This window comes from Methylobacterium phyllosphaerae, assembly GCF_001936175.1.
GTDB lineage: Bacteria > Pseudomonadota > Alphaproteobacteria > Rhizobiales > Beijerinckiaceae > Methylobacterium > Methylobacterium fujisawaense.
The window spans coordinates 2,031,450-2,048,932 of sequence record NZ_CP015367.1 but is presented as its reverse complement, the minus strand read 5'-3'; the positions used below and the strand labels follow the sequence as shown (position 1 = coordinate 2,048,932).

At 72.1% G+C, this 17,483-nt stretch carries 15 protein-coding genes; 9 read left to right on the top strand and 6 right to left on the bottom strand.

Annotation, left to right across the window (positions count from 1 at the left end):
- Window positions 1-75: 75 nt before the first annotated feature.
- Window positions 76-672 (bottom strand): hypothetical protein, encoded by a 597-nt coding sequence (locus tag MCBMB27_RS09120; protein WP_075380253.1) that lies wholly within the window; start codon window positions 670-672, stop codon window positions 76-78.
- Between the two features lie 222 nt (window positions 673-894).
- Between MCBMB27_RS09120 and MCBMB27_RS09115 the strand changes: the two genes are divergently transcribed.
- From MCBMB27_RS09115 to MCBMB27_RS09080, 9 genes are all read left to right on the top strand, one after another.
- A complete protein-coding gene (locus MCBMB27_RS09115) occupies window positions 895-1,482 on the top strand; it encodes an ANTAR domain-containing response regulator (RefSeq protein WP_043353887.1) in 588 nt (195 codons plus the stop codon).
- A complete protein-coding gene (locus tag MCBMB27_RS09110; protein WP_075380252.1) occupies window positions 1,479-2,480 on the top strand; it encodes a CmpA/NrtA family ABC transporter substrate-binding protein in 1,002 nt (333 codons plus the stop codon). Before MCBMB27_RS09115 ends, MCBMB27_RS09110 begins: the two co-directional genes overlap by 4 nt.
- 130 nt (window positions 2,481-2,610) lie before the next feature.
- A complete protein-coding gene (locus tag MCBMB27_RS29520) occupies window positions 2,611-2,787 on the top strand; it encodes a hypothetical protein (protein WP_158498452.1) in 177 nt (58 codons plus the stop codon).
- A 591-nt stretch (window positions 2,788-3,378) separates the two neighbouring features.
- Window positions 3,379-4,647 (top strand): NAD(P)/FAD-dependent oxidoreductase, encoded by a 1,269-nt coding sequence (locus MCBMB27_RS09105; protein ID WP_075380251.1) that lies wholly within the window; start codon window positions 3,379-3,381, stop codon window positions 4,645-4,647.
- Window positions 4,648-4,657: 10 nt separating this feature from the next.
- The gene (locus MCBMB27_RS09100) at window positions 4,658-6,475 is read left to right on the top strand and encodes a NirA family protein (RefSeq protein ID WP_075380250.1); all 1,818 of its coding nucleotides are present in this window, start codon (window positions 4,658-4,660) and stop codon (window positions 6,473-6,475) included.
- Complete coding sequence (locus tag MCBMB27_RS09095) at window positions 6,472-8,076, top strand: sulfite reductase subunit alpha (protein ID WP_075380249.1); 1,605 nt, start codon at window positions 6,472-6,474, stop codon at window positions 8,074-8,076. Before MCBMB27_RS09100 ends, MCBMB27_RS09095 begins: the two co-directional genes overlap by 4 nt.
- Before the next feature lie 212 nt (window positions 8,077-8,288).
- The gene (locus MCBMB27_RS09090) at window positions 8,289-10,985 is read left to right on the top strand and encodes a nitrate reductase (protein ID WP_075380248.1); all 2,697 of its coding nucleotides are present in this window, start codon (window positions 8,289-8,291) and stop codon (window positions 10,983-10,985) included.
- A gap of 109 nt (window positions 10,986-11,094) precedes the next feature.
- Window positions 11,095-12,567 carry a siroheme synthase CysG gene (gene cysG / locus MCBMB27_RS09085; protein ID WP_083683431.1) on the top strand — a complete coding sequence of 491 codons (1,473 nt, stop codon included), beginning with the start codon at window positions 11,095-11,097 and terminating at the stop codon, window positions 12,565-12,567.
- A gap of 126 nt (window positions 12,568-12,693) precedes the next feature.
- The gene (locus tag MCBMB27_RS09080; protein WP_043757527.1) at window positions 12,694-13,188 is read left to right on the top strand and encodes a cupin domain-containing protein; all 495 of its coding nucleotides are present in this window, start codon (window positions 12,694-12,696) and stop codon (window positions 13,186-13,188) included.
- A gap of 14 nt (window positions 13,189-13,202) precedes the next feature.
- On the opposite strand, the gene nudC is transcribed toward MCBMB27_RS09080, so the two are convergent.
- The 5 genes from nudC to MCBMB27_RS09055 form a co-directional block, all read right to left on the bottom strand.
- Window positions 13,203-14,105: an NAD(+) diphosphatase gene (gene nudC, locus MCBMB27_RS09075; protein ID WP_043351766.1), complete on the bottom strand. Its 903-nt coding sequence runs from the start codon at window positions 14,103-14,105 to the stop codon at window positions 13,203-13,205.
- A gap of 7 nt (window positions 14,106-14,112) precedes the next feature.
- Window positions 14,113-14,532, bottom strand: a complete 420-nt coding sequence (locus tag MCBMB27_RS09070) for an HIT domain-containing protein (RefSeq protein WP_075380247.1) — start codon at window positions 14,530-14,532, stop codon at window positions 14,113-14,115.
- Window positions 14,533-14,613: 81 nt separating this feature from the next.
- The gene (locus MCBMB27_RS09065; RefSeq protein ID WP_236952938.1) at window positions 14,614-15,207 is read right to left on the bottom strand and encodes a hypothetical protein; all 594 of its coding nucleotides are present in this window, start codon (window positions 15,205-15,207) and stop codon (window positions 14,614-14,616) included.
- A 121-nt stretch (window positions 15,208-15,328) separates the two neighbouring features.
- On the bottom strand, window positions 15,329-16,192 hold the full coding sequence (locus MCBMB27_RS09060; protein WP_043351769.1) for a universal stress protein: 864 nt from the start codon (window positions 16,190-16,192) through the stop codon (window positions 15,329-15,331).
- Window positions 16,193-16,219: 27 nt separating this feature from the next.
- Complete coding sequence (locus MCBMB27_RS09055; RefSeq protein WP_075380246.1) at window positions 16,220-17,413, bottom strand: acyltransferase family protein; 1,194 nt, start codon at window positions 17,411-17,413, stop codon at window positions 16,220-16,222.
- Window positions 17,414-17,483: the final 70 nt, after the last annotated feature.

Below are 17,483 nucleotides of genomic sequence, written 5' to 3'. Positions count from 1 at the left end.
CGGTCCATCCGCTGCGACGCACCTAGGACGTCCGTCCACGAGATCCAGAGGTTTGGGGCCGGCCCGCGGATGCGGTCAGCGCAGGCAGTCGGCCACCGCCAGGGCCACCGAGCCCTGAACCGACGCCGCACCTTTGCGCACGAAGTCCGCGGCATCGCCGACCGCCCGGGCCGCGGGGACCAGCGTCTCGACCACCGAGGTGGCAAACGGCAGGGCCCGCCCAGGGAGCAGCGCATCCTCGGCCGGTTCGGCGGCTTCCGCGCGTCCGGGCGTCATGGGATCGATCGGGCTGCGGGGCGGCTCGGGGCAGCGCCGTCCCGGGCAGGGACGCCGACCCGCCACCGCCACATGGGACGTCGCCCGCGCCGTCGTCGCCGGACGGACGGGCAGGGCCCCCGTCCGCGAGACCGCAGCGTCCAGAGGGTACTGCTCGGCGAACGCGATCGCGGCCGGCGGCCGGATCGGCGACGCCACCGCGGCGACCGGTGCGAAATCCGTGGGTCCGAGAGCGGGGGATCCGCCCGCCCGGACACCGGGGGGCACCGGATTGGACGACGGGCAGTAGAGCGAGGCCACACCCAGGAGCGCCACGACGGCCAGCGTCGGCAGGAAGGGCATGGACACGCGGCCATTCGCGGCATCCGTCAGGGCGGGCTGATCTGGCCTGCGCATCCGAATCACCGATCTCCCTGACCACCGTGAGGCGAAGAGAATGCGGCCAGCATTGCGGCGGAAGCTGGACCGTTTCTTTGCGCGGCGGTTACCGGCATCGTACATTGGGATTGCACGGATGCGTCCGCGGCGGGCCCCGACGCGGGCACGGGCCTTGCTTAGGTCGCGGCGGCCCAAGCCGGGCCGTCCTCCAGAAGAAGACCCGCCCTGTCCCGGGCCAAGATGACCGAATCCAATCTCACCGTCGCCGTGATCGATCCGAGTCGCGCCCGCGCGGCCATTCTGGAGGAGGGCCTGCGCGCCGCCGGAATCGGGCGTGTGGTGGTGATTCCCGATACCGCCGACCTCATGGAACGCGTGGCCGCGCTGAAGCCCGACGTGGTGGTGATCCATCTGGAGAGCCCGAGCCGGGACATCCTAGAGCAGATGTCGGGCGTTTCCCGGCAGGTCGAGCGGCCGGTGGCGATGTTCGTCGACCGCTCGGATTCGACCATGATGCAGGCCGCCGTCGATGCCGGGATCTCCGCCTACGTGGTGGACGGGCTGCGGGCGGAACGGATCAAGTCGATCCTCGACATCGCGATCCTGCGCTTCAACGCCTTCGCGCGCCTCCAGCGCGAGCTGACGGAGGCGCGCAGCGAACTCGCCGACCGCAAGCTGATCGAGCGGGCGAAGGGCATCCTGATGACCATGAAGGGCCTGTCCGAGGACGAGGCGTACAAGCAGCTGCGCCGCAAGGCCATGAACGAGAAGCGCAAGATCGTCGACATCGCCCGGGCGATCGTCACCACCGCGGACCTGCTCGGATGAGGCTCCAGCTCGGCTACGTCCCGCTCTGCGATGCGGCCCCCCTGATCGCGGCCCATGAACTGGGCTTCGCCCGGGCCGAGGGGCTCGACCTCGACCTCACCGCCGAGCCCTCCTGGGCGACCCTGCGCGACCGGCTGGCGCTGGGGCACCTCGACGGCGCGCACATGCTGGCGCCGCTGGCGTTGGCGAGCCGGCTCGCCTTGTCCGGGCCGCCCTCCGACCTGATCGTGCCGCTCCAGCTCAGCACCGACGGCAATGCCCTCACGCTGTCCCGCACCCTCTGGGCGGCGATGGCCCCCGACAGCGAGGCCCTGCCGGATGTCGCCCGCGCCTTCGCGGGCGTCGCGGAGATGCGGCACCGCGCCGGAGACCCGCTCACCCTCGGCACCGTGCATCCCTTCTCGTGCCACAGCTACCAGCTACGGCTGTTCGCCGAAGCCGGGAGCCTCGACCCTGCCGCGTTCCGCACGGTCGTGGTCCCCCCGCAACATTGCGTGGAGGCCCTGGCCCGCGGCCTGGTCGACGGATTCTGCGCCGGCGCACCCTGGAACGACGTGGCGGCCGAGGCCGGGCATGGGCGCATCGCCGTCCACGGCAGCGCCCTCGCGCCGAACGCGACCGAGAAGGTCCTGGCCGTCTCCGCACGGCTCGACGGCGCGATCCTGCCGCTGGTGCGGGCGGTCGCCCGGGCGGGACGCTGGTGCGCGGATCCGGAGAACCGGACCGAGCTGATCCATCGCCTCGCACGCCGGACCTATCTGAATCTCGATCCGGCGTTGGTCGCGCGGACCTTTTCCGACGGTCCGGACGTCATGGCCGAGACGGGTGCGCGTCTCCGCTTCGGCGCGGCGATCGAGGAGCCGCGCGCGGCGCAGGCCCGCTGGGTGCTGGAGCAGATGCGCGCCGCGCAGCAGATCCCCGGGCCTTTCGACATCCCGGCGGCGATCACCACCGTCTACAGACCCGACCTTTACCGGCAAGCGATCGCCGACATCTGAGGCCCGCGACACTTCGAGCCATTCGTCATCGACCCGCAACGCCGGCGCGAACAGCCGCGGAACGTCGGGCGGGCTCGCCCGTTGTGCCTACGCCATGCCTGGATGTCGCAAACTCGAAACTGGATCGTTGATGTCGCATCCGCGCGGGCGGGTCGAACTTCGACGCTACGTATGCCGGGGCGGGCGTGTCCCCCGCGCCTGCAACGACAACCGGCGGGCCGGTGCGCGCCACGCTTGGTACTGGGTGCTGGCGGCCGGCGCGATGCCGACCCTGGGCCTCCTGGCGATGCTGTCGCAGCTGCTGTAGCCCCCACATCGATTGGATTGGTGACCGGCTGGCGAGAGCGTGGGCCGAGCGCCCGCGCTGCCCGAAAGAACAGATAGCGACATTCGACACATGTAGAGTGTTGTTCTAAAACAAATGTTGTTCACGTAGAATTTTCATATCTCGTCGTCGAAGTTTTCTCGACCGACTTTTGCTCGCTCTCCAGTTTGCCCGTGTCGTGATCTCGCGACAGTGAGCGCCGAGCCGACCCTCCGTCAGTCCGGAAGTCATCCTTAACCCTCCGCAGCTCGCCCCACCGCGTCGCTGGCGCGTGATCGCTTTTGCGACGGGCCGCACAGATTTTGTGCAGCGCCGATGGGCGGCCCCTGGGGTACCTCCGATCTGCAGGCCTCGCCCCGACGTCAGCGTCCACGCGCGCCGTGCGGCGCATTTCGATTGGCACGGAACCTGCGAGGCGAGCCGCGTCCGTCAACGGCGACGGACAGCGCCGTCAGCGAGGCCGCTGATCCGGTTCTCCTGGGGCTGAAGCCTGCCGGGAGACGACCGGCAGCGGCTTTTTCGTGGGCGGTCCGCCAACGACCCTGCAATCGAGGTTCCAGACACGATCGAGCGATGGCGACATCCCCTAAGGACACACGCGGACATGACGCGCGCGCCGAGAGCGGCCTGCCGCGCGATAGATTGGTCGTCGTCGGCAACGGCATGGCCTCCCTGCGCTTCCTGGAGCGGCTCACGGAGATCGCACCCGGCCGTTACGACATCACCTGCATCGGCGCCGAGCCGACGGTCGCCTACAACCGGGTCCTGCTCTCCTCGCTGCTCGGCGGCGAGGTCGACGAGGCCGCCTGCGCCTTCCGCGGCCTCGACTGGTACGCGGATCACGGCATCCGCCTGATCACCGGCGCGCCGGCGACCCAGATCGACCGGGAGAACGGGTACGTCCGCGTGGGCGAGACCCACGTCCTGCCCTTCGACAGGCTGGTCCTCGCGGTCGGCTCCCTGCCGATCCGCCTGCCGAAGCCCGGCATGGATCTCCCCGGCGTCATCACCTTCCGCGACCTCGCCGACGTGGCGGCGATCCGGAAGGCCGCCGTGCAGCACGCCCGGGCGATCGTCATCGGCGGCGGCCTTCTCGGCCTGGAGGCGGCGGTCGGGCTCGCGCGCCTCGGCGTCGAGACCACGCTGCTCCACGTCATGGACCGGCTGATGGAGCGCCAGCTCGACCACCATGCCGCCGCGCTCGTAAAGCGTGCCATGGAGGCGCGGGGGGTTCGGGTGATCCTCAAGGCGGATACCGCCCGCCTCGAAGGAGACGGCCGCGTCGAGCGCCTCGTCCTGGCGGACGGCACCGCGCTCCCGGCCGACCTCGTGGTGATGTCGGTGGGCGTGCGCCCCTCGGTGGCGCTGGCGCAGGACGCGGGACTGGCGGTCGGCCGGGGCATCACGGTCGACGACCGGATGACCACCTCGGACCCACGGATCTTCGCGCTCGGTGAGTGCGCCGAGCACCGCGGCCAGATCTACGGCCTGGTCGAGCCCGCCTACGAGCACGCCGAGACGCTCGCCCGCCACCTCGCCGGCGAGCCGGCCGAGTACCGGGGCACGGCCCTGTCCACGAGCCTGAAGGTGTCGGGCCTGCCGGTCTTCTCGGCCGGGATCGTGGACACGCCCGACGATGCGGAGGCGATCGTGCTCTCCGACCCCGGCGCCGGCCTCTACCGCAAGCTTCTGGTGCGCGATGGGAAGCTGATCGGCGCGGTGTTCGTCGGCGACATCGCCGAGCAGGGCGCCTGCAAGGGGCTGATCCGCTCCGGCGACCCGATCGAGAACGTGGACGACTTGATGTTCGGGCGCCCCATGCCCGAGCCGCTGGCTGCTTGAGGAGGCGCGGATGTCCGAGACCACCACCCAGAGCGCCGCAGGCGCGTTCGAGGCCGAGCAGAAGCGCTACCTCGAGGGCTTCGCCTCCGGCATCGCCGCCGTCCGCATGACCGGCGGCCTCGCCGCGGGCGGGGCCGGGGCGGCCGCGCCGCCCGCCGAGCCCACGGGCCCGGACGCGATCCACATCAAGGCGCAGGACAAGACCGTCAAGGCGGGCGGCAAGCTCTGCGACCAGGAGAAGTGGAAGCGCGCCGAGAACCCGTTCGACGGCCACAACCGCCTGATCCAGGAGGCCGCCGCCGGCAAGCAGCCGAAGCCCGAGGACAATTTCCGCTGGCGCTACCACGGCCTGTTCTGGGTCGCGCCGAACCAGGTCTCGTACATGTGCCGGCTGCGGATCCCCAACGGGATCCTGCACCATTGGCAGTTCGCGGGCGTCGCCGACCTCGCCGACGAGCATGGCGGCGGCTACGTCCACGTCACCACCCGGGCGAACCTCCAGGTGCGCGAGATCGGCCCCGAGCACGCCCAGCCCTTCCTCGACGGGCTCACCGATATCGGCCTCACGGCCCGGGGGGCGGGCGCCGACAACATCCGCAACGTCACCGGTTCGTCGACCGCCGGCATCGACGCCCAGGAGCTGCTGGACACGCGCCCGCTCGCCAAGTCCTGGCACAACTGGATCCTGAACGACCGCTCCCTCTACGGCCTGCCGCGCAAGTTCAACGTCGCCTTCGACGGCAGCGGCGTGATGCCGACCCTGGAGGAGACCAACGACATCGGCTTCCAGGCGGTGGAGGTTCTCGACGGCGCTTCGGTGCCTCCGGGGATCTACATGCGCCTCGTGCTCGGCGGCATCTCGGGCCACCGCGACCTCGCCCGCGACACCGGCATCGTCCTGAAGCCGGAAGACTGCAACGCGGTCGCCGACGCGATCATCCGGGTGTTCATCGAGAACGGCGACCGGACGAACCGCAACAAGAGCCGGATGAAGTACGTCCTCGACGCCTGGGGCTTCGACAAGTACCTCGCCGCCGTCGAGGACAAGCTCGGCCGCAAGCTCGACCGGGTCGCGCCCGAGCACGTGGCGCCGCGTAAAGCCACCGACCGCTACGCCCATGTGGGCGTCCACGCCCAGAAGCAGCCCGGCCTCAACTGGGTCGGCGTGGTCCTGCCGGTCGGCAAGATGACGAGCGATCAGGTGCGGGCGCTCGCCAAGATCGCCGCGGAGTGCGGGGACGGCCAGATCCGCCTCACCGTCTGGCAGAACTTCATTTTTTCCGGTGTTCCGGACGCGAAGGTCGCCGAGGTGGAAGCCCGCGTGGACGCGCTCGGCCTCACCACCAAGGCCGCCGGCATCCGCTCCGGCCTCGTGGCCTGCACGGGCGCCAAAGGCTGCAAGTTCGCGGCCTCCGACACCAAGGGCCACGCGCTGATCATCGCCGACCATGTCGAGAAGGCCGTGCCGAACCTCGACGTGCCGGTGAACGTCCACCTCACCGGCTGCCACCACAGCTGCGCCCAGCACTACATCGGCGATATCGGGCTGATCGGCGCCAAGGTCGTCGTCTCGGAGGAGGGCGACACCGTCGAAGGTTACGACGTCGTGGTCGGCGGCGGCTTCGCCGAGAACCCGAAGATCGGCACCGAGATCTGGCAGGCCGTGAAGGCCGAGGATGCGCCCTCCCGCGTCGAGGCGCTGCTGCGCGCCTACCTCGCCCTCCGCCAGGGCCCTGAGGAGAGCTTCCAGGCCTTCACCAGCCGCACCGGCGCGGAGGCGCTCCGCGACGCCGCCGAGGACCAGCCCGCCCTGAAGGCCGCCGCATGACCCAGCACGTCTCGCCCCCCCTCGTCCTGATCCCCGAGACCGCGCCCTTCAACGAGGACCAGCGCGCTTGGCTCTCGGGCTACTTCGCGGCCCTGCTCGGCCCCGCCGTCGCGGGCGCCACGGCGCTCGCGCCCGGCGAAGGCCCCGCGACCGGGCCGAAACTGGCCGACAACGACGACGCCCCCTGGCACGACCCGTCGATGCCGCTCGGCGACCGGATGGAGATGGCCAAGGATCGGCCCGAGCCGCAGAAGCTGATGGCCGCCATGGCCCAGCAGGATTGCGGCCAGTGCGGCTACAACTGCGCCGACTACGCCAACGCGATCTTCCTGAAGAACGAGGCGCGCCTGAACCTTTGCCAGCCCGGCGGCAAAGAGACCCTGCGCATGCTCAAGAAGCTGGACGAGGAGTTCGGCGCCGCCGGGGGCGCCCCGGCCGCGCCGAAGGCGGACGATGACGCCCCGAAGGCCGCCGCCGACCTCGGGCCGCTCGGCTTCTGCCGCGAGAACCCGGTCGAGGCGCTGTTTCTGTCCCGCCGCCGCCTCAACGATCCGGGCGGCGAGAAGGAGACGTGGCACATCGAGATCGGGCTGGACGGTACGCCGATCCAGTACGAGGTCGGCGATTCGCTGGGCCTGTTCCCCGCCAACGCCCCGGCGCTGGTCGACGCGGTGATCGCGGAGCTCGGCGCCCGGCCCGAGCGGGTGATCGGCGAGAAAACCCTGCGTGAGCACCTGCTGATCAACTACGCACTGGGTGCCGCGCCCGACAACCTCTACCAGCTCCTGTCGCTCCTCACCTCGGGGCCAGCCCGCAAGAAGGCGCAGGCGCTCGCCTCCGGCGAGGATCCGGACGGCGATGCCGCCTATCTCGACGTCCTCGGCGCGCTCCACAAGTTCCCGGGCGCGCGGCCCGACGCCGAGGTCTTCCTGGAGGCCTTGGACGAGCTGCAGCCGCGGCTCTATTCGATCTCGTCCTCGCCCAAGATGGATGTCGGCCGCGTGTCCCTGACGGTGGACGCGGTGCGCTACAACCACCGCTCGCGGCTGCGGCTCGGCGTCGCCTCGACCCATCTCGGCGAGCGCCTGCCCGAGCAGACCAAGGTGAAGGTCTATCTTCAGAAGGCGCACGGCTTCGGGCTGCCGGCCGATCTGTCGAAGGACGTGATCATGTGCGGCCCCGGCACCGGCATCGCGCCGTTCCGGGCGTTCCTGCGGGAACGCGCCGCCACGCAGGCGCCCGGCCGCAACTGGCTGTTCTACGGTCACCAGCGCCAAGCCAGCGACTTCTTCTACAAGGACGAGCTGACCCAGCTGAAGGACGACAAGGTGCTCACCCGCCTGTCCCTGGCTTGGTCCCGGGACGGCAAGGAGAAGACCTACGTCCAGGACCGGATGCGGGAGAACGGCGCCGAGCTCTGGAAGTGGCTCGAGGGCGGCGCGCATTTCTACGTCTGCGGCGACGCCAAGCGCATGGCCAAGGACGTCGAGCGGGCGATCATCGATGTGGCCGCGCAGTTCGGGGGCAAGAGCCCCGAGGATGCGGTGGCCTACCTCGCCGCGCTGAAGAAGGCCGGGCGGTATCAGGCCGACGTGTACTGAGCAGCCCAACCCTCCACCCCCCTCTGCGGGGGAGGGTGCCCCGCGGATGCGGGGCGGGAGAGGGGAGCGACGGTGCAGAAGAGGGCTGTGGCCTTCATGAAGGCTGCACCCCTTCCGGACGCGTCGCTCCCCTCTCCCGACCCCCTTCGGGGGCCACCCTCCCCCGCAGAGGGGGGAGGGAGACGCGGCGCGAACCTTCGAGGACTTCAGCCATGACCCAGCCAGTGGCGGCGCCGAAGGTGCGGACCACCTGCCCCTATTGCGGGGTCGGGTGCGGCGTGCTCGCGAGTCCGGACGGGCAGGGCGGCGCCACGATCGCGGGCGACACCGACCACCCGGCCAATTTCGGGCGCCTGTGCTCGAAGGGCTCGGCGCTGGGCGAGACCCTGTCGCTGGAGAACCGCCTGCTTCACCCGCAGGTCGACGGCGCGCAGGTCTCGTGGGATGCGGCCCTCGACACCGTGGCGGGCAAGCTCCGCGCGGTGGCCGAGGAGCACGGCCCGGACGCGATCGCCTTCTACCTGTCGGGCCAGCTGCTCACCGAAGATTATTACGTCGCCAACAAGCTCGCGAAGGGCTTCATCGGCACGCCGCACGTGGACACCAATTCCCGGCTGTGCATGTCGAGCGCGGTGGCGGCCCATCGCCGGGCCTTCGGCTCCGACACGGTGCCGGGCTGCTACGAGGATCTCGACGAGGCCGACCTGATCGTGTTGGTCGGCTCCAACACCGCGTGGTGCCACCCGATCCTGTTCCGCCGCATGGCCGACGCCAAGGCGCGCCGCGGGACCAAGTTCGTGGTCATCGACCCCCGCCGGACCCAGACCGCGGAGGAATCTGACCTGTTCCTCGGCATCCGGCCAGGCACCGACACCGCGCTGTTCTCGGGCCTGCTGGTCTACCTGTCCGACAACGGCTTCCGCGATCGCGCTTTCATCGATTCCCATACGGCCGGCCTCGACGGCGCCCTCGACCGCGCCCGCCAGATTGCGCCGGACGTCGCGGCGGTCGCCGCCGTCACCGGCGCGCCGGAGGCCGACATCGCGGCCTTCTACGCCCTGTTCGCCGGCACCCGCCGGGTGGTCACGGCCTTCTCGCAGGGGGTGAACCAGTCGGCGCAGGGCACCGACAAGGGCAACAGCATCATCAACTGCCACCTCGTCACCGGCCGCATCGGCGAGACCGGGATGGGGCCGTTCTCCCTGACCGGCCAGCCCAACGCCATGGGCGGGCGCGAGGTCGGGGGGCTGGCCAACATGCTGGCGGCCCACATGCACTTCACCCCCGAGGAGGTGGACCGGGTGCGCCGCTACTGGGGCGCCCCGCGGATCATCACCGGCGAGGGCATGAAGGCGGTGGCGCTGTTCGAGGCGATCGCCCGGGGCAAGATCAAGGCGCTGTGGGTGATGGGCACCAACCCGCTGGTCTCGATGCCGCGGGCCGACGCGATCCGCGAGGCGCTCGCCGGCCTCGACCTCTACGTGGTGTCCGAGGCGGTGGCCGATTCCGACACCGCCCGAGGCTGCGGCAGGACCACGGTGCTGCTGCCCGCCCAGGCCTGGGGCGAGAAGGACGGCACGGTCACCAATTCCGAGCGGCGGATTTCCCGCCAGCGCCGCTTCCTCGCGAGCCCCGGCGAGGCGCGGCCGGACTGGGCGGCGCTGGCCGATGTCGGCCGCCGCCTCGGGCACGGAAAGGCCTTCGCATTCGACTCCGCCGCCGCGATCTTCCGCGAGCATGCCGGGCTCTCGACCTACGAGAACAACGGCACCCGCGACTTCGACCTCGGCGCGCTCGCGGACATCAGCGACGCCGCCTACGACGTGACCCTGCCGGTGCAGTGGCCCATCCCGAAGCGCTCCGGCTTCCGGGGCGCCCCGCAGGGCAAGGCCAGGCTGTTCGGCGACGGCCGGTTCTACACCTTCGACCGGCGCGCCCGCTTCGTCGCGGTGCAGCCGCCGGCCCTCGCGCTCGCGGCCTCGCCGACGTTCCCGCTCATGCTCAACACCGGCCGGGTCCGCGACCACTGGCACACGATGACGCGTACCGGGAAGAGCCAGCGCCTCTCGGCGCACCGGGCCGTCCCGTTCGTCGAAATCCACCCGGACGACGCGGCGGCCCACGGCCTCGCGGAGGGCGACATCGCCCGGCTCACGACCGAGCACGGCGCGGCCGAGCTGGAGGTGACGGTCACCGACACGGTGGTGCCGGGCAATCTGTTCATGCCGATGCACTGGGGCGGCGCCTTCGCGTCGCAGGCCCGGGTCGGCGCGCTGGTGCGCGGCATGACCGACCCGGTCTCGGGCCAGCCCGAACTCAAGGCGACCCCGGCGGCCATCGCGTCCGTCGGCTACCGCGCCCGCGGCTTCCTGCTGACGCGCCGGCAGGTGGCGATGCCCGAGGGCTGGTGGTGGGCGCGCGCCGCGATCACCGGCGGCTGGGGCGCGCAGTTCGCCACCGCCGACAGCTCCCAGGCGGTGGCGCTGATGGTGCGCGGCCTGATCCAGAGCGAGGCCCTGTCGGGCTGCGAGCTGGCGGAATATGCCGATCACACCCGCAACCGCTACCGCTGCGCGGTCTATGACGGCGACCGCCTCGTCGCCTGCCTCGCCTACGCCCCCGCGGGGGAGCGGCCGGACTGGGAGGCCGCCAAGGCCCTGTTCGCCACCGGGGTGCCCGACGCCGCCGAGCGACGGGCGCTGCTCTCGGGCCGCGCGGCCACGGCCTCGGCGGGGCCCGTGGTCTGCGCCTGCCACGGCGTCGGCGCCGACGTCATCGCCACCACCATCGCCGGGGGCGCCGCCTCCGTGGAGGCGGTGGGCGCCGCCTGCACGGCCGGCACGAATTGCGGCTCGTGCATACCGGAGATCCGCAAGATGCTGGCCGGGCAGACCGCATGCGCCGCGTGATTTTCTGATACACTTGCCGGCGAGGACAGACCGACCCGTCCAACCGGACCCCCTCATCCTGGGGGGGGTGGACAGGAGAGGCCGGTTCGAGACGATTCAGGACAGGCCCGTGACCGAGACCCCCCTGCGCGCAGCCCGCGCCCCCCGCGAGACCAAGGCCGCCGGCCTGGAGCCGCTGGCGGTGCTGCCCGTCTTCGTGCCCCTGCGCGGCAAGCGGGTGGTTCTGGCCGGATCCTCCGGCGGGGCGCCGTGGAAGGTGAAGGTCCTGGCCGCGGCCGGCGCCCATGTGGACGTCTACGCCCCCGATCCCGGCGAGGAGCTGCGCGCGGTCCCGGGCGAGATCGTCGACGGGAGCGTCACGCTGCACGAGCGCGCCTGGACGCCGGACGACCTCTGGGGCGCGGCCTTCTGCATCGGCGCCCTGGAGGACGAGGCCGAGTGTGTCGCCTTCGTGGTGGCGGCCCGCGGAGCCGGGGCGATCGTCAACGCGGTCGACCGCCCGCATCTCTGCGACGTGAAGTTCGGCGCCATCGTCAACCGCTCGCCGCTGGTCGTGGGCATCTCGACGGAGGGCGCCGCCCCGGTCTTCGGCCAGACCGTGCGCGCCCGGATCGAGGCGATGCTGCCCCGGGGCTTCGCCCGCTGGGTCGGCGCCGCCCGCGACTGGCGGGACGGCGTCACGGCGCGCTTCCACGGCTTCGCGGAGCGCCGTGCCTTCTGGGAGCGCTTCACCGACCGGGCCTTCGCGGAGCCGGACCGCGCCCCCTCCGACACGGATCTCGCGGAATTGCTCGGCGAGACGGAAGCCGCCCCGAAGGGCGGGGCGGTGACCCTGGTCGGGGCCGGCCCCGGCGACGCGGAGCTTCTGACCCTCAAGGCGCTGCGGGCGCTCCGCAACGCCGACGTGATCCTCTACGACGACCTCGTCGCCCCGGAGATCCTCGACTATGCCCGCCGCGAGGCGCGCACCATGCTGGTGGGCAAGACCGGCCACGGCCCGTCCTGCCGCCAGGACGACATCAACGCGCTGATGGTCCAGCTCGCCCGCTCGGGCAAGCAGGTGGTGCGGCTGAAATCCGGCGACCCGCTGGTCTTCGGCCGGGCCGGCGAGGAGATCGAGGCCTGCCGGGCCGCCGGCATCCCGGTCACCGTGGTCCCCGGGGTCTCGGCCGCGCAAGGTGCAGCGGCGGCGCTCGGCGTGTCCCTGACCCATCGGGACGCCGCGCGCCGGCTCCAGTTCGTCACCGGCCACGACCGCCGCGGGGCGCTGCCGGACGACCTGAACTGGGGGGCGCTCGCCGATCCGAGCGTCACCACGGTGATCTACATGCCCAAGCGGACCCTGCGGGCGCTGCTGGCGCGCGCGGTGGAGGAAGGTCTGGCGCCGTCGACGCCGGCGCTGCTCGTGTTCAACGCGACGCGCCCCAACCAGCAGGCCCTGCGGGGCACGGCCGCCGACCTCGCCGACCGGGTGGAGGCGGCGGGGCTCGAAGGGCCGGCGCTGCTGATGGTCGGTACGGCCTTCTCGGAGATGCGGAGCGCCGTGACGGAAGACGGGGCGCAGAGCCGGATGGTCGTCTGACCGCACGGATCCCGCGTGCCCCGCGCGGCTTGCGACGATCTGAAACGGTTGCCCTGCCTGGGAAACGGCCCGCCCGGACCCAGAACTGCCCGTGGGCCCAGGCCTTGGGCAGAAACGGAGGGTGGAATGACACGGTCATGGATCAGCGCCGCGGCGGCGCTGGCGATGCTCGGCGGTTTCGGGCCGGCTTCGGCGGCCGACCACGCCGGGCTGGTGGTGGTTCCGGATGGCGCCTCCGCCACCTACGAGCCCGGCCCGCCCAACCTGCCCAGAGGGACCCAGATCAGCCGGATCGCGGGCGATCCGTCGAAGCCCGGCGCCTTCGTGCTGCGGGTGAAGGTACCGGCCAATACGGTGATCGCGCCGCACACCCATTCCAAGCCCGAGACGCTGACGATCCTCTCGGGTTCGATCCATCACGCGCACGGGCGGACCCTGGACAAGACCAAGGGTTCGGTGCTGAAGGCCGGCGGCTTCGTCTACCTGCCGGAGGACATGCCGCATTCGCTGTGGACCACCGATGAGCCGGTCGAACTGCAGGTCAACGGCTCCGGGCCGTTCGGGCTGAACTACATCAACCCCGCCGACGATCCGAGCCGGGACGCCGGCAAGCCCGGCTAGAAACGGGCGGGGGCTCAGGTCTCGCCCGCCACGAACGCGCGCATCAGGTAGTGCGCGATCGCCATGGGCGGCGGGGCCTGGATCCCCTCGGGATGCGTCCCGTCGAGCATCGCCGCGACCGCGTCCCGGTCGAACCAGCGGGCATCCTCCAGCTCGTTCGGATCGGTCACGATGGCCGCGTCGAGGGCCTCGGCGGCGCAGCCGAGCATCAGCGAGGACGGGAACGGCCAGGGCTGCGACGTCCGGTAGGTGACGGCGCCGACGCGGATCCGCGTCTCCTCGAACACCTCGCGGCGGACCGCGTCCTCGATCGTCTCGCCGGGCTCCAGGAAGCCCGCGAGGCACGAGAACATGCCCGGCTTGAAATGCGGTCCCCGGCCGAGCAGGCAGGTGTCGCCCCGGCGCACGAGCATGATCACCACCGGATCGACCCGGGGGAAGTGGTGGGCGTCGCAACCCGGGCATTCGCGGCGGAAGCCGCCGGCCTTCGCCACGGTGGCGGTGCCGCACTTGGCGCAGAAGCCGTGGCGGGCGTGCCAGTCGAGCATCGACTTGGCCACGGCCAGCAGGCCGAGCTCCTCGGCCTCCACGGCGGATTCGGTGGCGATCGACCGCAGGTCGAGGGTGCGGACCGGCGCCTCGGCGAACCGCTCGGCCGCCTCGGCGGGGGCTGCGGCGGCGAAGACGGGCTGCCCGTCCCGGTGCCCGAGGAAGATGCGCGTCCCGCCGTCGAGGCCCGCGGCCTCGGCGGGGGCGATCAGCGCGGTCGATCCGCGCAGCACGATCCGGTCGCCGCAGATCAGGACGAGGCGCGCGTCCGGCGCGTCGAAGGCGGGCACCGCTTCCTCGGGCTGCTCGGACGAGTGGCGGTCGAGGCGGTTGCGGACGAATCCGAGGGTGTCGCGGGGATCGGTCATGCCAGGGTCAGGCCGCGGAGAACAGGGCGCCGGCGCGCTCGAGGAGCTGGGCGCGGGCGTGGGGCGGGTAGGGCTTGCGGGTCTCGAACCCCCAGACCGGACCCGGCCAGGCCGGATCCGACCGGAATCGGCCGATGACGTGGACGTGGAGCTGCGCCACCACGTTGCCGAGGGCGCCGACATTCACCTTGTCGGGCTTCGACAGGGCCTGCATCACCCCCGTGGCGAGACGGATCTCCTGCCAGAGCGCGGCGGCATCAGCCTCGGAGAGATCGGTGATCTCGCAGAGGTCCGGGCGGCGCGGCACCAGGATCAGCCAGGGGAACCGGGCATCGTCCATCAGCAGCACGCGGCACAGGGCGAGTTCGCCCACCTCCGCCGTGTCGGCGGAGAGGCGCGGGTCGAGGGTGAAGGCGGACTCGGTCATCGGGACACGATGTAGCGCAGCTTCCGCATCGGCGCGCGGGTTTGGTACGCCGCCGATGATGCGGCGCGGGTCTCCTCCGCCTCAGAGCCCCGGCACGACGCCCTGGCGGCCGACCGCGATCGTGCCGGCCACGAGGCCGCCCTCCGGGTGGGAGCGGGCGAAGATCGTCACGGCGGCGCCGGGCTGGAGCATGGCTTTCTCGCCCGGGGCGAACTGCGTCACCGGCGCACCGTCCGGGATCGCGAAGGACGCCTGCCCGTCCTTGTAGGCGAGCGTCACGCGCATCGGCGGCCCCCTCTGTAGGTCGGCGACCCAGCCGGCCGTCAGGCTCGCGCCCTGCGCCGTGTCCCAGGGCTGGCTGCCCGCCTCGAAGCCGCGCTCCGAGGGCGAGTACAGGGTCACCGCGGTCGCCTGCCGCGGCTCGGGGCCGGCCTCGCCGATGACGCTGACGTAGCTCTCGGGTTTGATGTTGCGGAGGCTCGCGGCATTGACCGCGTAGATACGGGTGCGCGGGACCATCCGCACGGTGAGGGTGCCGCCGCTGGCGCGGCGGATCTCCAGGCGCTCCGAGTCGGCCCGGACCACCGTGCCGCGGAACCGGACCGTCGTCGGCTCCGCCCGGGCGGCGCCGACGGCTGAGATCGCCAGAAGGCCGGCGAGGAAGAGGCGTCTCACGGGGCTCGTCACGGGACTCCTTTCGCGGCGTCGCACCATCCGGACGCGGGAGCCGAACGCCATGGGCCGGCGCCGGTTCCCGGCGCGGTCCCGGTTGCCGCCGTCCCGGTCCGCGCAGCGGTCAATGGGCCATCAGCACCGGCATGTCGGCATGGGCCAGGACATGGCTGGTGACGCCGCCGAAGATCATCTGGCGCAGGCGGCTCTGGGTGTAGGCGCCCTTGATCAGCAGGTCGCAACCGAAGGCCTTGGACTCCGCCAGGAAGGTCTCGCCGGGCACCCGCCGGCCGGCCGGCAGCGCCCGGTGCGACGCGTCCACGCCCTCGCAGGCCAGTGCCTGGGCGAGATCCTGGGCGGTCGGGCCCGGCACCATGCCGCCCTCGACGCTGAGCACCAGCACCCGCTCGGCCCGCCGCAGGAACGGCATCGCGAAGGCCACCGCCCGGGCGGTCTCGGTGGAGCCGTTCCAGGCGATGACCACCGCGTCGCCGAGGCTCGCCGGGGCGCTGGGTGGGGCCAGAAGGATCGGCCGGCCGCTCTCGAACAGGGCCGTCTCGAAGGTGGTCATGCGCGGGGCATTGTCGGTCGTGCCCGGACGCCCGACCACGGTGGCCGAGAAGAGCCGTGCATACTGGCCGAGGAACGCGTCGCCGGTGGGGACGTCCTGCCGCCAGCGGTAGCGCGGGCCGGCATCCGGCACGCGATCCGGAATGCACAGGCCGTCGCGGGCATGCCGCGGGATGCCGGCACCGTCCATGAAGGCGATGAAACGGCTGCCCGCCTCTTCGGCCTCGGCCCGGTCGGCCTCCTCGTCGCGCAGCCACGTCATGCCGCCGACCATGTCGACGGGGACGTACTCGGCCAGGGCCGGGCGCAGGGACACGCCCTCGATCAGGCTGCCGAAGCGCGTCGCCGCCAGCCGGGTGGTCTCGAAGACGGAGGGCAGGGCGTCGTGCATCGCGACGGGTACGAGCAGGGTCTTCATGGTGGCAATCTCCCCGGTCTCGAGAGGCTAATCCGCCCGGCCGCCCGGTGGAACCGGGGCCAGCGCGGCGCGCACACGGTTTTGCGGCCCGCGCGGATCGAGGCGCGCCCGCAGGATCCGGGTCAGCGGCGCCTCGACGAGGCGGTGGACCACGAGCGCGGCCGCCACGCTGCCGGCGAGCATCAGGACCATGCTGCCCCAAGGCTGCACGGCCGGCGCCAGCCCGAGCCGGAGCAGCCCCTCGCGCACGAGGCGCAGCGCGAAGGGATGCACGAGATAAAGGGCGTAGGAGGCGTCGCCCAGCCCGACGAGCCCGCGCACCGGGACGGGAAGGCGCGCGACCTGGGCGGCATCGCGCGTCGGTCCGAGGGCGGCCGCCACCAGCAGGGCGGCCGGGCCGCCGACGAGGAGGGGCCGCAGAAATCCGTCGGCCCCGCCTTGGCCGGCGAGCACGCGCGCGGCCAGGACGAGCCCGACGCCGCCCAGAACCGTGAGACCGACCCGCAGGGGCAGGCCCGGCCGGAAACCCTCGCGGTAGGCGAGGGCGAGACCGGCGCCGGCGACGAATTCGAGCACGATTGGATCCGTCCAGAAGCGGAGCGGCACCGGAAGACCGGGCACGAGGGCTCCGACAGCCACGAGGAGCACAAGGGCCGCGCACAGCCAGGCGACGGCGCCGCGCCGGCCGAAGCCGAGCCCTGCCGCGAAGACTGCGTAGAACAAGGCCTCGTAGTTCAGGGTCCAGCCGAGGCCATAGAGCGGTTGGACGGTGCCGTCGGGCCGGGCCACCGGCCAGAACAGGAAGCTCGCCACGAGGGCTGCGGGATCGCCGAGGAGGGCCGCCGCGTCGCCGAGCAGATCCGGCCGGGCCAGCGCGAGGGCGAGGAAGACGAGGCTCACCAGCCAGTAGAGCGGGACCACCCGGGCGATCCGATGGGCGAGAAAGCGGGCCCGCCCCCCCGGCCTGCCGGCCAGCCGGACCCCGGTATGGACGATGACGAATCCGGAGATCACGAAGAACAGATCGACCCCGCCCCACCAGGGCACAAGCGTTTCCGGGGCGGGCGCCTGGCCGAAGCCGCGCTCCGCCAGCAGCCCCGCCTCGTGCCGCGCATGATGCCAGACGACCATCAGGGCAGCGGCGGCGCGCAGGACCTGGAGCAGGACGAAGATCACCGGGCGACCATGCCTCGCCCCGCACCCCGCCAGCAGGGCGCGCATGCGGTTCCGCCGCGGCTGCGGCCGGGGTCGGAGGCGGGCCGGACGGCGACCGGTCCGGCGGCCGAGTCTG

Excerpts from the sequence above, each read along its gene's own strand:
- MCBMB27_RS09090 (WP_075380248.1), top strand. The coding sequence starts at position 8,289 with ATGACCCAGCCAGTGGCGGCGCCGAAGGTGCGGACCACCTGCCCCTAT.
- MCBMB27_RS29520 (WP_158498452.1), top strand. The coding sequence starts at position 2,611 with ATGTCGCATCCGCGCGGGCGGGTCGAACTTCGACGCTACGTATGCCGG.
- MCBMB27_RS09060 (WP_043351769.1), bottom strand. The coding sequence starts at position 16,192 with ATGAAGACCCTGCTCGTACCCGTCGCGATGCACGACGCCCTGCCCTCC.
- MCBMB27_RS09115 (WP_043353887.1), top strand. The coding sequence starts at position 895 with ATGACCGAATCCAATCTCACCGTCGCCGTGATCGATCCGAGTCGCGCC.
- MCBMB27_RS09110 (WP_075380252.1), top strand. The coding sequence starts at position 1,479 with ATGAGGCTCCAGCTCGGCTACGTCCCGCTCTGCGATGCGGCCCCCCTG.
- MCBMB27_RS09070 (WP_075380247.1), bottom strand. The coding sequence starts at position 14,532 with ATGACCGAGTCCGCCTTCACCCTCGACCCGCGCCTCTCCGCCGACACG.
- MCBMB27_RS09105 (WP_075380251.1), top strand. The coding sequence starts at position 3,379 with ATGGCGACATCCCCTAAGGACACACGCGGACATGACGCGCGCGCCGAG.
- MCBMB27_RS09055 (WP_075380246.1), bottom strand. The coding sequence starts at position 17,413 with ATGCGCGCCCTGCTGGCGGGGTGCGGGGCGAGGCATGGTCGCCCGGTG.
- MCBMB27_RS09095 (WP_075380249.1), top strand. The coding sequence starts at position 6,472 with ATGACCCAGCACGTCTCGCCCCCCCTCGTCCTGATCCCCGAGACCGCG.
- MCBMB27_RS09080 (WP_043757527.1), top strand. The coding sequence starts at position 12,694 with ATGACACGGTCATGGATCAGCGCCGCGGCGGCGCTGGCGATGCTCGGC.
- nudC (WP_043351766.1), bottom strand. The coding sequence starts at position 14,105 with ATGACCGATCCCCGCGACACCCTCGGATTCGTCCGCAACCGCCTCGAC.
- MCBMB27_RS09120 (WP_075380253.1), bottom strand. The coding sequence starts at position 672 with ATGCGCAGGCCAGATCAGCCCGCCCTGACGGATGCCGCGAATGGCCGC.
- MCBMB27_RS09100 (WP_075380250.1), top strand. The coding sequence starts at position 4,658 with ATGTCCGAGACCACCACCCAGAGCGCCGCAGGCGCGTTCGAGGCCGAG.